The 15,584-nt window shown below is 36.7% G+C and carries 9 protein-coding genes; 3 read left to right on the top strand and 6 right to left on the bottom strand.

Going from position 1 to position 15,584, the window contains the following annotated elements; translation table 11 throughout:
* Window positions 1-3: 3 nt before the first annotated feature.
* Window positions 4-1,155, top strand: a complete 1,152-nt coding sequence (locus tag ACQKIM_RS05080) for a hypothetical protein (RefSeq protein ID WP_427540018.1) — start codon at window positions 4-6, stop codon at window positions 1,153-1,155.
* Window positions 1,156-1,587: 432 nt separating this feature from the next.
* Here the strand turns inward: ACQKIM_RS05080 and ACQKIM_RS05075 are convergent, their stop codons facing one another.
* From ACQKIM_RS05075 to ACQKIM_RS05050, 6 genes are all read right to left on the bottom strand, one after another.
* Entirely contained in the window at window positions 1,588-5,559 is a 3,972-nt protein-coding gene (locus ACQKIM_RS05075; protein WP_427540015.1) for an S-layer homology domain-containing protein, read from the bottom strand.
* A gap of 443 nt (window positions 5,560-6,002) precedes the next feature.
* Window positions 6,003-6,716: a WecB/TagA/CpsF family glycosyltransferase gene (locus ACQKIM_RS05070; protein WP_427540012.1), complete on the bottom strand. Its 714-nt coding sequence runs from the start codon at window positions 6,714-6,716 to the stop codon at window positions 6,003-6,005.
* A complete protein-coding gene (locus tag ACQKIM_RS05065; protein ID WP_427540009.1) occupies window positions 6,713-7,984 on the bottom strand; it encodes a nucleotide sugar dehydrogenase in 1,272 nt (423 codons plus the stop codon). The genes ACQKIM_RS05070 and ACQKIM_RS05065 overlap by 4 nt, the downstream gene beginning before the upstream one ends.
* 270 nt (window positions 7,985-8,254) lie before the next feature.
* Window positions 8,255-9,211, bottom strand: coding sequence for a nuclease-related domain-containing protein (locus ACQKIM_RS05060; RefSeq protein ID WP_427540006.1), 957 nt, complete (start codon window positions 9,209-9,211; stop codon window positions 8,255-8,257).
* A gap of 49 nt (window positions 9,212-9,260) precedes the next feature.
* Window positions 9,261-10,103, bottom strand: coding sequence for a flagellin (locus tag ACQKIM_RS05055; protein WP_427540003.1), 843 nt, complete (start codon window positions 10,101-10,103; stop codon window positions 9,261-9,263).
* 345 nt (window positions 10,104-10,448) lie between these two features.
* Window positions 10,449-10,922, bottom strand: a complete 474-nt coding sequence (locus tag ACQKIM_RS05050) for a transcriptional regulator (protein WP_427540000.1) — start codon at window positions 10,920-10,922, stop codon at window positions 10,449-10,451.
* Between the two features lie 212 nt (window positions 10,923-11,134).
* On the opposite strand from ACQKIM_RS05050, the gene ACQKIM_RS05045 reads away from it, so the two are divergent.
* Window positions 11,135-12,709, top strand: coding sequence for a hypothetical protein (locus tag ACQKIM_RS05045; RefSeq protein ID WP_427539997.1), 1,575 nt, complete (start codon window positions 11,135-11,137; stop codon window positions 12,707-12,709).
* On the top strand, window positions 12,706-15,468 hold the full coding sequence (locus tag ACQKIM_RS05040; protein ID WP_427539994.1) for a DEAD/DEAH box helicase: 2,763 nt from the start codon (window positions 12,706-12,708) through the stop codon (window positions 15,466-15,468). The genes ACQKIM_RS05045 and ACQKIM_RS05040 overlap by 4 nt, the downstream gene beginning before the upstream one ends.
* The last annotated feature ends 116 nt before the right edge of the window (window positions 15,469-15,584 follow it).

The following is a 15,584-nucleotide window of genomic DNA, read 5'->3' as shown; positions in this document are numbered from 1 at the left end:
ACTATGAAAAAAACATACAGAAAATGGAGTATCTCCGTAGTTATATTATGTCTAGTATTAATAATAAGTATTGTTACATTAAATTATGTTGTGAATCCTTATAATATTTTTAACTCTCCTACCTTCAAAGGATTTAACGAACAAAAAATAGATTCTAAAGTATATTTATTAAAAACAAAAGATATTGCTAACAAAAGGCCGGATACAATATTTCTTGGTTCATCACGAACACATCAAGGATTAGATCCCAAATTCTATAATAAAATTGTTGGGGATGAAGCCTATAATCTTGGTTTATCTAGTGCAACAATAAATGTGCAACTAAAATATTTAGAGTATGCATTAAAAAACAATCCGTCATTAAAAAGAGTAATTATCGGCTTGGACTTTGAGGCATTTAATCAATTTGGCACTAATCCAAGTAGCTTTACTGAGAAGAGATTACTGACTAAATATTGGAATATGGATGATTTGATTTCTAATCTATTTACTAAACAAGCAATTATTGATAGCATGCATGTAATTCAGGAAAATATGAAACAAATTTCGATTTTAACACAAGATAGTATCTTAGCAGATGGTAGTCATAACGAACAGGTTTTATTAAATAATCACCAAAAATTACTTAATGAGGGGCATAATCGTTTTTATGAACATTTACAAGAGTATCTAGTCAATGAGCAATTACTTGCAAAATACAAATTATCCAATAAAAATTTAGATTATTTTAAGCAATTAGTTGATTTGTGTAAGGAAAATGAAATTGAGTTAATAGTTTTTATTCAGCCATCCCATGCACTTCAATGGACAGGCATTGAAAGGGTTGGCTTATGGAATCAATTGGAGCAGTGGAAAAAGGAGATTGTCCAGATAGTACCTGTCTGGGATTTTTCAGGCTATAACTCTATTACAACAACCTCTACAGAAAATTTTAATACCTATTCAGATCAATCCCATTATCGAAAAAAGATAGGTAATTTAATAATGCATCGAATTTTACAGATAGAATCAAAAAAAGTACCGTCTGATTTTGGTGTGTATATTACAGAGAAAAATATCCAGTCGCATTTAAATAATATAACTGCAGATCGGGATGTTTGGATTGCAAATAACCCTGATATTACGCAAATGATTGATCAGTTTATTAAAAAATAAAACTTCTTTCTATAAACCAAATTTAATATCTATATAAAATAGACTATGGATTTCTTGGTTATAAGCTATTTTATCACCTATTTCTACCTCTTTTGATCCTGGGAAAAAATTCAAATTGCACAGTTCACCTTTCTATTACTTGTTTCTTGACAATCAAGTATATATAAATCAGTGAATCTGTGCTTTTTTTGCGTGTAATTATGTGAATACCCCAAAAAAATATTATAGAACTCATTTTATTACATTTTGATTCCCTTTTGCACGAAGTCAGTTGACTAGATTTGAGTTCATTGTACGGCCGATTTTTTCTGGTTCATATCTTTAGAATCCATCGTAATAACACGGGGGTTTCAAAAAATACAAAAAAGACTCTGTAGAGATTTCTCTCATACAGAGTCTTTTATTTAAATTACCAGAAAATTAATAATTATATTATTTTTTAGTAACTGTCCAAGTGTTTGAAGTAGTAGCATACTCAACAAGGTATTCAATATTGTTATAGATTACTACAACTTTTTTAGTTTTGATATTAGTTGTGTTAGCAAGTTGAACAGTCACTGCTTTAGAATTATTAGTAACTGCTGCAATTGTTGCTGAATCTGCAGTAGTACCATCAGCTAAAATTTCAATAACACGTACATTTGTAGGAAGTACATTTTCAGTAAATGTAAATGTAACAGTATCTGCAGAAGTTGTATCTGCTACAGTGAATGGTACACCTACAGTACCATTTTGAGTTATTTTAGTATTCGTAAGGTCAAGTGGTGTAAAACCAGGACGTGTTGTTTGTGTAACACCGCTATCAAGAATTAAGTTTGTTAAAGTACCTGTACCAGTAATTGCAAAACCATTTACTTTTGCATGTAATGTAGTAATAGCTGAAGTGCCAACTAATGCTACGTGCTCAGCAATATTTAATGTTACAGTACCTAATGTTGAATTTTCAACTGTGAATGTGTTTAAATCACCACGGTTAACTACTACATTAGGTAATGCTGTACCAATGCCTTTTACATTAACAAGTTTAGTATCATTTACGTTTTGAATTGAAGCATGGTATTTACCTGCATCAACATCTAGAATACCTACAACAATAGTAGCGTCTGTATTTAAGTTTTCAAGCGTAATATTATCACCATTAATTACGATTTCTTTCACTTTAAGATCGCTATTAACTTTTACGCCAGTATTAGTAACTGTTGCAAAGTCATAAGTTTTAGGTACTGATGTTTGGTCACCATTAATTATGATAACCGCATTAGTAGAGATAGTTACACCAGATACTCTGTCTGTGTTATTGAATGAAGCTTTTTTATTATCAACTGGTGCTGTGTAGTTTAATTCTTGACCAACTTTTAAACCACTCACAAATGTTGCTTCATTTATACCTTGACCAGCAACAGATAAATCAGCTTTATCATATGATAACTCATAAACATTTTTACCAGTTGAATCTGATAATAATACACGTTTGTGTTCTTTATCGATAGCAACTACTTTACCACGTACATATGAATTAACGCCTTCGTTGAATTGGTTCGTGAATGTAGCAGTAGCCGTTTTGTTTGGATATGTGCCTTGTGATGCACTTGCATTTACAGTTACTTTATTACCTACTGCAGATTTCACATAAATGTCTGCTTTTCCGTTTACAGATCGTACTGTGAATGTACGTGTACCATCTTGACCAACAGAACCAATTTCGTTACGACCTGCTTCTGCGTCAGCTTTAGTTGCATATACATATGCAATACCAAAACCACTGTGTACTTGGAATGAAGTTACAAACTCTTGACTTTGTGTACCACTTGTTGTGTTATGGTTTAACGAATATGGTTTATTGTTTTGGTCAACTGTTCGGTAAGAGAAGTTTGCAATGTCAGAAACGATTGCATTTGTCTCGTTTTTATCATTTACTGTTAAGTTAGCAGATGTAATTGTACGGTCACCGAAGTATACAATTTCACCAGCGTGTTGTAAATCAGCGGCATCTAAATCATTTGATCTGTTTGTATCAACAAATACAGTTGGTGTTGCATAGCTATCGCGACCACCAATGATAGTGAATGAAATTTCACCTTTAGCGTTTGTTAAGAAATCAAATTCTTGTTCTAGCTTTGATTTCTTGAAATCAGAAATTTTGTACACAGTTAATGAATTATTATCAATTACATAAATTGGTGCAACATTAGTTGAACGTGCAGAACCATATTTAACATGTAATTTAATTGGTGTACCAGTTGTAGCTAGCTTACCATCTTTATCTTTTAATACTGCTTTGTAGTCACGACCACCAGTATTAACCAGATCCTTCGCTAATTCATCTGATGCATCTTTCATATTGTAACGGTAGCTTGATTTACCATTTAATCTATCCGCTTTTTCTAAACTAGCTACACCTGCAGAGCTTGCATTAGTGTTTGTATAGTTATAGTTAAAGCCAGCTGGTAAAACTTCATTGCTACGTAATGGATTATTATTTGTAATCCATGCTTCACCTGGTTGAAGAATATAAGTTTGTGTATTTGATCTTAAGAAGCCAGAAATATCACGGTATAATTGGTTGCCTGCTGCATCACGAACGAAATAAGCACCATTGCCACCAAAGCTTGCATCATATGCGGATGCATTTTGTACACCAAGTGATTCTGTCACTAATTGTAAAGTGTGTTGCGCTCCGAATGTTACTTTTGCTACTTCTGCAAATAATTCTGTCTCATCAAAACGACCATAACTTGGATCAGTGTTTGATGTATTTGCATATGCATCTTTAAACACGAATGGTGTTACAGTTGCGTTAGAACCAGTTAATGTGAATGTAGCTTCACCATTGTGGTCTAAGTTTAACACGATTGAGTTGAACGTTGATGTTGTTACAGCGTTAGTTGTTGTGAATTGACCTGGGTAGCCTAATTCACGACCACTTGCGTCTGTTACTGTTACAGTTTTTACAGCTTTGTCTGGAGTAACGTTTACATTCTCTCTGAAGCCAATATTTACAGTGCGATCGAAGTGACCACCAGGTGTTACGTTACTAGATACACCTGCTAGTTTTACTTTATAAACTTTTTTACCACCGTTAGCAATTGTGTTTCCTTCTGTTACTTCAGTGATTGATAATGGTTTGATTGAAGCCCAGTAAACTTTAGCAAAACCACGTAAAGATGGTTTACCTGTTGAGTACGCTTGTACTTCATCGTTTGTTACTAAATCACGAGCAGTAGATGCATAACGAGTGTAAGTGTAAGAAGCTACACCGTTTTCATCTGTAAGTGCTTCAGCAACGATCGGTGGGTTTAATGCACCGCCTGGGTTAAGGTTGTTGTTTTCTTGACCATTTACAATGTTAAATGTTACAGGAATACCAGCTTTAGATTGACCATCAGCAACAGTAACTTTTGCTTTTACAGTTACATTGTTACCAAGAATATTTTGTTGAGATTTTTCAACAATGTCAACTGAAGTTGGAATTACAGCATCAATGCCTTTAAATTTACCAATTACTTCACCATCTAATTTAACTGTGTATTCTTTACCTGCTTCTTGAGGAGCAGTAGTTAATACAACAACTTTATCATTAGATTGTTTGTGAGCTTTGTTTTTAATTTCTAAACCGTCGATTTCAAATTTAAGCTCATCTAGGTTACCAACTTTTTCATCGAATGTTACTTCAACAGTAGTGTTGTTGACAGCTTTTACAGTAGCATCTACAGCTCCATCTTCGATTTCAAGGTTGATTGTACGGTGTAGGAATGAAGCGAATTGACCACGAGTGATTGAATCAGCTGGTTTGAATGCTTTACCAGGTAGGTTAGCAGCATTTGTAAGCTCAGCATATTCTAAAGCAGTGATAGCCTCACGTTGTTCAGCAGAGAAAGCAGCACCTAGGTCAGAGATTTCGCTCTTGAATCCATCTGCTTTGTACTCAGCTACTAGATCTAAGTCATAGATTTCGTTGATAGCACGTACTAATACAACTGCCATTTGTTGACGTTGCATAGATTGAGTGTAGTTTAAGTTGCCGTTTGAACCAGCGAATACGCCTGCATCTTTAGCAAGTGCAGCATATTTAACTAATTCTTTTTCAGCTGTTAATGGAAGATCTTTGAAGCGTTGAGATGTTTCCCAATCAGATGGAACTTCAAAGCCTTCAGTTTCTAACCAACGACCTAATAATTTAACCACTTGACCACGGTTAATTGTTTGGTTTGGTTTGAATGTGCCGTCAGCGTATCCATTGATGATACCAGCATCAGAAAGAGCATTGATTGCATCTTTATGAGTATTGTTTTCTACATCTGTGAATCCTGCAGCAGAAGCCACTGGTACGATAGCAGAAGCTACTAAAGTAGCTGTCGCAGCTGTAGCTACGAATTTTTTGTATTTCTTTGGTTGGTTAGCCATAGAAAAATTTCCTCCTCTAAGTTCAAAAATTATGTCTCTACTACATAGAAATGCAGTAAATAAACAACTACACATAAAAGTATAGTAGTATCCCTAAAAGTTGTCAATCATATTTTGGGAAAGTTTCTAAATAGTTTCCGGAAAAATAAGGACACACAACTCTCTTTTACCATTGTTATCTATTTGAACTATTTTTTCAAGTGATATTGCGCAACTTTTCCAACAAAATTCTGATACCCTATCAATAAATGTTCAAATATTCTAGTGTTGCACAAATTAAAACACGAAAAAAGCTCAAGCATATAAATGCTTGAGCTTTTTTCGCTTGGGCTACCAACCGTTGTTTCCTTGCAGGGAATTCTATTATTTCATAGAGGAAATTCCTATACACATACAGTCTAACACTTTCATTCTAAAACGACAATACCAATTTTTAAAAATTACTAACGTTTCTTTCTTGCAACTTCCAATAAAAATAATGGAAGTGCAATTTGACGCTTGATACGCTTGGGTTCCTTCAATAATCTGTAAAACCATTCAAGGCCAAATTTTTGGAAAATTTCTGGCGCTCGTTTCACTGTACCTGCGAGTACATCAAATGATCCTCCTACACCTTGATATATAGTTGGATGCAATTGATCCCGATTTGCATTTATCCAATTTTCCTGCTTTGGACTTCCCATTGCAACAAAAAGTAGATCAGGCTGTGCTTCATTAATACGGTCAATTACCTTCTGTTCATTTTTCTCATAGCCATCCTGTGTGCCGACAATTTTAATAGAAGGAAATAATGATTCTAGCTTTGCTTTAGCTGCATCCGCCACTCCAGGCTTTCCACCGTAAAGGAAAATAGGTTTGCCTCGTTTTGATGCTTCTTCGCAAAGCTTCATCATCATATCAACGCCTGTAACTCGTTCACGTATTTGCCCTTTTTGAATCTTTGAGGCAAGTATAACGCCTATGCCATCTGGAATTTGAAATTCCGCTTCATTAAGAAGTTTCTTGAGAGCAGGGTCCTCTTTTGCTTTGATGATTTTTTCTGGGTTGATGGCAACGACAAGCGCCTTTTGCTTTTTTTCAATGCGCTCAAATGCCAAGTCCATTAATTCATCGTAGCCTTCCGTATTGACGTTTATGCCAAGTACTGTTTCCTTCATCGGTTTTTCGCATCTCCTAATAGATGGAATTGGAAGCCTGCATCCTCCCATTTTTCACGATTTAAGCAATTTTTCGTATCGAAGACGATTTTTGATTGCGCTGTGATTTTCGCAGCATTTAATGCCTTAAATTCATTATGATCTGTTAGAACCACAATAATATCTGCATCTTTAGTTGCTTCCTCTAGGCTTTGTGTTTGTGTAGCATGTTTGTTCTCTTTAATATGAGGATCGTATGAAATGACCTCTAATCCAAGGTTTTGTAATTCTTCAATGACAATTGTTGATGGGCTTTCGCGCATATCATCGACATTTCCTTTGAAGGCTAGTCCAAGTACTGCCACTTTGCCACCAGCAATTTTGTTTTGATTTAAGATGGCCTGTGTTTTTTGTGCTGTGAAGCTTGGCATACTATCATTTGTATTACGTGATAGATGAATAATTTGTGCCTGCTCGCCCCCTAGCTCTACTAGGAACCAAGGGTCAACAGCGATACAGTGACCACCAACACCTGGTCCTGGGAAATGAACATTCACACGTGGATGGTAGTTCGCGAATTTAATCGCCTCCCAAATATTAACGTCCAGTTTTTCTGCTAACTTTGCTAGCTCATTAGCAAATGCAATATTAACATCACGATATGTGTTTTCCATTACTTTCACAAGCTCTGCTGTTGTTGCATCTGTTAGATGGATTGTACCATTAACAAATGTTTGATAAAGCTCTTTTGTCATTAGTGCAGATTGTTCATCGATACCACCAACGATACGGTCGTTGTTCACTAATTCCTCAAAAATACGACCTGGAATTACACGTTCTGGTGAGTGCGCTACAAATAAATCCACACCGAATTCAAGATTTGCCTTGATTAGCTCAGGCAGCATCACATGTTCTACGGTTTTCGGTGGCACTGTTGATTCAAGTATTACTAGGTTGCCTTTGTTCAAATATGGCACAATTGAAGCTGTAGCTTGACGTACATATTCTAAATTAGCTGTATTATCAGGATTGATTGGCGATGGAACAGCAACGATAAACACATCTGCTTCCTGAGGTGTCGTTGATGCTGTAAGGAAACCTTCATCGACTGCTTTGTTCAAACGCTCCTGTAAGCCGTTTTCTTCTATATGAAGTTTTTTCTCTTGAATACTTTTTACTGCTGCTGGGTTTACGTCCACCCCATGTACTTTTATGCCGTGGTTGGCAAACATTACAGCCGTTGGTAAACCGATATAGCCAAGTCCAACGACACAAATTGATTTCGTCATTCTCTATTCTTCCTTCCGTTATCAAAAACGAGTAGTTATATATGTTCTGTAAATGCATAAAAGCATTTTTGTTCTGCATTATAGTATACATCTTTCTAAGGATTGTGTGAATTATTTTGTTATATTGAAGATGCTTTCTGTGTCCGATTAGCAAAAGTTTTGTAGCTAGTGGTGGAATTTTGGGTTTTAGTGGCGATTTTCTCAAGTTAAGTGGCGCAAGCAAAGGTTTTAGTGGCGTTTCACACAAAGTTAGCAGCGTAACTCAAGCTATTAGCGGCGTTTCAAATATAAACTGGATAAATTGTACTGCCTATATCGATCTGATCCAGTACTAGGTAAACACAATTTTTGTAAAAGGCGTTTTGCTACATACTGACTTTCAATTTTTAAGAATTCTCGACATTCCCTGTTCGTAATCGTTTCTCCGATAAGCATGTAATAATCCAGTAGTGCCTGTATATATGCGTTTGTACATTTATATTGGCAATGCTGACAATACCAAGTCATGCGTAACTTCAACATACCAAACTGACCACAGCTTTCACAATAAACGCCACGCTGCAATGCCGCAATGTCAATCTGATAATAACGGCAAAGCGGAAACGACGTTCTATGCTGTAATTGTGACAAAATAATATGTTTGATTTCTGTCATTATTGTCTCTTTGCTTTTCCCAATATGTTTATGCAGAAATAACGGTAGCTCTTTTGCCATTATTATAGGCAGCCCCTCATACCCTCTAAGAATATTTACATTATTAAATGGGAAGACAACAGCCCCATATACAGGTATCGTAATATGATGCTTTCCTAAAAAATGCTTCAATCCTTGGATATATTGTTCAAGCTGTATTTCAGGATGTGTAAAGACTTGCACTTCTCCTATTTCAGAAGTACGAATGAGCTGACGAGGATTATTTTTAAAATGGACTGTTCCTCGAATGTTTTTGATTTCTAGTATTATGATAGCGTTGGGGACGATGATTAAAATATCAATTTGCATGGGAAAAACAGAGGGAAGCATAACATTGTGGAAAATGTAACTTTCATTAAGGAGGACCATTTGCAGTAGCTCTTTCACTACATATTGCTCACCAAAATCACCCGCTTCTTTATTTTTAAGTTCCTGCTGAAGTTTTTGATATTGTGGATGAGTGGGATGTAAACGTGTCACAAGTGCTTGAAGTCCTTTTGTCAACGGGGATGGTACGAAGGGTTTTATGATCAATCAATTCTCTCCTTTTATATTTTTAACTTAATAAAAGGAATCACCATTATTATCGGGGATTCCTCATTGTTCCACTTTCTAGCAATTTTAAAATGGACTGTGCCTGCTGCATATGCATTGCCAGTACATATTGACTTGCCTGCATTAGGATTTGTGCTTTTACCATGTTCATCATTTCTTTTGCGATATCTGCATCACGAATGCGAGACTCTGCTGCTTGTAAATTTTCAGCAGTGTTCACGTTTGCATTATAGGCATGCTCTAGACGGTTTTGATAGGCACCTAGTCGAGAACGCTCGTTTGACACTCGTTTTAAAGCATCATCCATTGTAGAAATGGCTTTATCGGCATCTTCTCGCGTTGCTATAGAAGCATCCTTCAAGCCTAGTGCCTCAGAGCCCATACCATTAATGAATAGCTCAATGCTTTGACCTGAATTTGCCCCTGCCTGAATTTTAATACCCTTCGTAGCATGATCTCCATTTAGTAATGTCTTTGTATTAAATTCCGTATCAGTTGAGATGCGTTGAATTTCCTTTTTTAGCTCTTTGAACTCTAGCTCAAGCCTTTGCCTGTCGTCATCTGTCAATGTATCATTGGCTGCCTCAATTGCCAATTCACGCATGCGTTGAATCATATCATGTGTCTCATTCAGTGCTCCCTCAGCTGTTTGCACAAGTGAAATTCCATCCTGAATATTTTTTGCAGCCATATTCAGTCCGCGAATTTGGGCACGCATTTTTTCAGAAATAGCAAGTCCTGCTGGATCATCAGCTGCACTATTGATTCGGTAACCTGAAGAAATTCGCAACATGGCCCTACTCATTGTATCGTAATGTCTATTCATGTTATTCAAAATTGACATACCTGTTGCTGACCACTTTCCAAGCATGATTTCACCACCTTTATTTTTCTTTATATCGGAATACCTAGATTTCTTTCAAGCCTTTTTGGTAATGTATTCTAATTTAATAGGCTTTATATAGTAAAAATTTCTAATTCATTCTTTACATCTTAACTTTTGACCTAGCTGCTATTAATTACGCCCTAGCATAATCGCGTCCCAATTTTTTTGAGTTCGCTCGAAAAGCCCCCTCTTCAAAATCCGTGATATCCGTCAGGGGCTTTATCTTGATTCAGCGGGCGTTTGTATGGTCACCGAATCAAGATAAACAATTTATATAAGCACCCGCTTCTCGTATACGAAAAGTAGGTGCTTAGTTGAAATACTGTGTATTCAATTTTCGAAACCCCCAAGTTGATTGCTCTTTTGGTGTAGAAGTTCAAAAAAGAGTGTTTTATTGTAATCTAGTAATGCCTGATCAATTAAATAATCTAGGTTTTTTTGCTCCAACTCTGAAATAAGCTGATCTATTTCACCAACAGTTACAGAGGAAACAAGTGGTAACTGGGGCTTTGGTGTAGCGCTTTCAAGAATTGGTGCCAAATGCTCATGAACGTTTGTGATTAGTAATAATTGATATAATGGTAATCGAATAAAGCGATTCCCCTTTTGGAAAACAAAGACCTCAGATAAATTTTCAATTTGCTGCGTATTCAAGTTGATAATCATCTCTTTACCTTCTATGGGAATGAAATGGAAAATCTCATTCTCTTTTAAAATAGAGAAATATTGATAAGCAAATACGAGACGTAATTTATCTCCCGTGATTTTTGTATAAAATGGCTTCATATATTGAACTTGCATCATCCTTCATCCCTCCTTATTTATCTGATTATTCAGATTTTAACATAAATCAATTAGCTTGTTAACTATCTAGACCATGATTTTTTTCTTTCTAATCATTCAGCTTATCATGTACGGATTTTAATCGTATAATGGAAGGACAGTCTTTTTTCTTTAATACCCAGATGCTAAAAAATGCATAAACCACTAGCTATATATTTGAAAGGAGTGAGGTTATGGCATTGTCTATTTCCCAAATAGCTAAGGAGCATCAAGAATTTGTCCTTACCAAATTGAAGGAAGCTGAACAGGCGTTACACCCTTCCTCTACCGAAGACGAAGAGCTAGTGCGTCGTGCTGTTTTCTCAGTACGGAATAAATCAGTGTTATTTGAACGATTTAATGGAGCGAGTTCTTTATTATATGCAAGTGTACAGGATGTCAGACCTGCCTCAGTAGAAATTGATTTTGCTAATGAGCATTTAAGCTGTAATTGTCCTCAGTTAAAATGGTGTCGCCATCAGGTAGGCGCATTACTCGCACTTTATCAATACTTTGACTCTGTGCAAAATTGGTCAGGTGCTTGGCGCTCACAAAAAACAGTTCAGCTCAAAACTTTAGCAGATGAACGCAGTCCAGAAAGCTGGCATCGAATGGTCCATGAGGTGATGCGTCGCCTATTACCGCCAGGTCGTATTTTAGAGGGCTATGGTATCTCTGCTATACGAACAGATGTATTAGAGCGACTTCAACGACATATGCCCTTCGAACGAGAATGGCAGCCGCTTTATAGGCTTTTTATGGAACTTTCTATCTTTAATACAATTTGGCGTCATGTCAATGAAACACCAGGACATTCAATCGATTCTCCATATATGAAATACTTTATTGATCAAAGTGTTCAATCATTGGAAAGTATACTGACAGAGCTAACTGGACGATCACGACTTTTTGCCACTGATCCATTTTATGATGCACTACAGGATTTAGTGAGAGAGATTTTATTGGAACGTCAAGGATTATTTGCTAATCGATTACAAATATATATGCTTCTTTGGGCAGTATTATTTTATGAGAAGCCAAGACGTGAACAGGAATTAGCACTCTTAAACAAACTTGATGAGCCTTCCTCAGAGGTCTCTTTACAATCATTAAAAATGCTATTTTATGTTCTGCTACAAAAAGAAGATTTATTGCAAGAAGGAATTTCTCATATTCAGTTGCAACAAATGGCAGATTTAGTTGAGCTTGCTACGTTTGCAAAACGAGCTGGTGAATTACCTGCACTAACGATTATTTTGCGTGCAATGCTACCATTTACTGAGGTGTTTCTACAGCAAATTGTGCCAGTTGTTCAGCGAGCGCAATATGTCCGGCAATTCCAGCTTTTATTTGAAGATGTACAGCTCACAGAAGAAGAGGAAGCCCTCCTGTATAGTGCCTTTGGTGTTTATGGGCTTCAGCCATTTTCATTTTTTCTGATTAAAAAAGGACGTTATCAGGATTGGGCAGCCCTTCACCAATTGAATCCTTCATCACTTTCGTATTTAGAAATGTGTGGATTAAAGGACGTCCTACAAGTTGCTCCGGCAACAGTAATGCCCCTATACCATTTATATGCTATGGCTGAAATTACACAAAAATCACGCATGAACTATAAGCAGGCAGTTCGAATTTGGAAAAGTATGCGCAGTGCTGCAAAACGAGCTGGCAAAGTGGCTTATTTTGAAACCTATATGCAAACCATTCGAAGTGAATTTAAACGTCTTCGTGCATTACAGGAAGAAATTGAGAAAGGAAACTTAGGATGATGACTATCAATGCTCCTTCCCCATTTTCAAAAAAATTACTACTTCAAATTGAAGTCACTCAGGAAGGATATTTTACATTACAAGTCTTTACAGCGGATGGCGTAGCGCTTGAAGCTGATGCATTTATTTCTTCATTATTCTTTAACTATGAAGAAAATATCTATGGGCTGTTAAGTAATCGGACAGATTTTACCGTTGAAGTTTCCACATCAGAGCTTCTTGATCTTGTTTCACCACGTTATCAGCATCCATTTATAGAGTGGCATGGAAAAAATACGGAAAGTAAAATCTGGCTAGAAAAAGTGTCGACTTTACAAGAATATTGGCAAGAACCAAAACTTTGGACATATGCCGATATAGCTGATGACTTTTCCTCACTGACATTCCCTATTGATGGAACAGATACAGCATTATTAGAAATAGCTGTTCAGCAAAAGCTACAACAAGTTGGTCTTGTATTAAACGATTTACCAAAGCTAATGCCCTTTTTCCTACGTGGTGGCTGGCCATTAGAACAGAATCGTCAGGCTGGTGCAGTTACGGTCTCCTTACGCTTAAGTGAACCTGAGGAGGTTTCAGATGTTTGGCTTTTAGAAACAGTCCTTAGTACAGCTACAACAAAAAACTATTGGACTCCCGCAATTCGTAAGCAGTCGCAGCCAATAGTTGAAGCCCTACCTGTAAAATGGCAGATGTTCGCTAATGACATCGAACAACAGCAAGCCCAAATTGCTGATCTTCTTTCACTGGAAGAATTAAGTAGTGATATTTTTATCCGTGTGATGTTAGAAGATTTACAAGTACGAACTTTCTTACGTGAGGATCTTGCCAGGTTGCAAGCACTGGGCTTTGAGGTAGTACTTCCAGCTTGGCTTAAGGATTTAAAGCAATCCAAAATGCGTGTTCGTGTAAGCACTGGTAATGTAGCGGCAAAAAAGGTAGCTGGACTGGATGATATATTAACATTTAAATGGCAATTTTCTATGAATGGACAGTCCATTTCACCCGAACAGTTTAAAAAGCTTGTAGATGAAAAACGTGAATTTATCCGCATTGGTACCGAATGGTTCCGAGTGGATGCAAACTGGATGCAAGAAATGAGGGCTTTGATGCAGCAAGCAGAGGATGAAAGCTGGACAGTTCGTGAGTTACTATTCCGTGAGCTACCAGAAAACTTTTCTTCCTCCGTTGAAGAAGAGGAAGCTGATGATGAAATGCGAGATGATCCAATTTTTGCATTCGAATTACAGCAATCCCTTAAGTCCTTTATGGAGCAGCTTCTGGAGAAAAAAGGTCTTCCAACAGTACCAGTTCCTTTAACATTACAGACTGAATTACGTCCCTATCAACAAGAGGGCTTTGAATGGCTTGTCTTTATGCGGGAGCAGGGTTTTGGTGCATGCTTAGCTGATGATATGGGTCTTGGTAAAACGGTTCAGCTTATTTCTTATTTGCTTCATCTTTATGAAACAGCAGATTTTATAAAGCCCTCCATTATCATTTGCCCTACGTCAGTACTTGGTAACTGGCAAAAGGAGATTGCCCGCTTCGCACCTTCGTTAATTGTGCATACACATTATCAGGCCAATCGAGCGAAGGAGGATGTATTTAAACAGCTGGTGGAAAGAGATAAACCACATGTGATTTTATCAACTTATGGTACAGTTTCACAGGATGCTGGTTTTTTACAAGAGATGGATTGGGCAACAGTTGTACTTGATGAGGCGCAAAATATAAAAAATATGCAGACATTACAGTCAAAGTCGATTCGTAAATTACATGGTACTCATCATATTGCACTAACAGGAACACCAGTTGAAAACCGTTTATCAGAGCTTTGGGCAATATTTGACTTTATTCATAAGGGATACCTAGGTAGCTTTGGTCGGTTTAATGAAGAATTTATATTACCAATAGAAAGAGATGAATCAGAGTCTCATAAACAAAAGCTACGTGCAAAAATACAGCCTTTCTTATTGCGTCGTACAAAACGAGATCCGAATTTACAGCTTAACTTACCAGATAAACAAGAATCCCATGCATATTGCCCATTAACAACTGAGCAAGCATCTCTATATGAAGGATATATTTTAGAGACGCTCGATCAGCTTGAGCAATTAACAGGCTTTCAGAAAAAAGGGCGCGTTTTAAAGATGCTCAGTAAATTAAAGCAATTATGTAATCATCCTGCCTTATATTTAAAAGAGCCTTTCGAGGATGCTGAAACAATGCTAACACGATCGACTAAATTAGAACGTATTGTACAAATGGCAGCAGAAATCGTGGACAATGGGGAGCAATGCCTCATTTTTACACAATATATCGGCATGGGTCAATTACTCCAGCATTGCTTTAGTGAGCTTTATAACGTTGATGCACCGTTTTTAACTGGTGCAATGCCTAAGCAACAAAGAGATCGCTTAGTAGAGGCTTTTCAGGCAGGAGATTTCCCTATATTTATCCTCTCCTTAAAAGCAGGTGGAACAGGGCTGAATTTAACTGCTGCAAATCATGTTTTACATGCAGATCGCTGGTGGAACCCAGCTGTGGAAAATCAAGCAACAGATCGTGCATATCGAATTGGGCAAACACAATTTGTGCAGGTGCATAAATTTGTAACAATCGGAACAATTGAAGAAAAAATTGATAAAATGCTGGCGCAGAAATCTGCATTATCAGAAGAATTAATTCAATCAAGTCAGTGGTTAACTGAGCTTGAAGATGATGAGCTTCGAGCATTAATGACACTTGATTTTTAATTATTTGAATGCGCCAAGAGCAAAAATGTTCTTGGCGCTCTTTAGTTTTGAGAATATCAGTGGACAATTTTATTTACTTCTTTTCCTGCTTACTTCATACTCTTATTAAGTTGTGT

Origin of the sequence: Lysinibacillus sp. NPDC047702 (assembly GCF_050272555.1) — a bacterium.
GTDB lineage: Bacteria > Bacillota > Bacilli > Bacillales_A > Planococcaceae > Lysinibacillus.
Note: the sequence above shows the minus strand (reverse complement) of the source record. Positions and strands in the feature narration are given on the sequence as shown.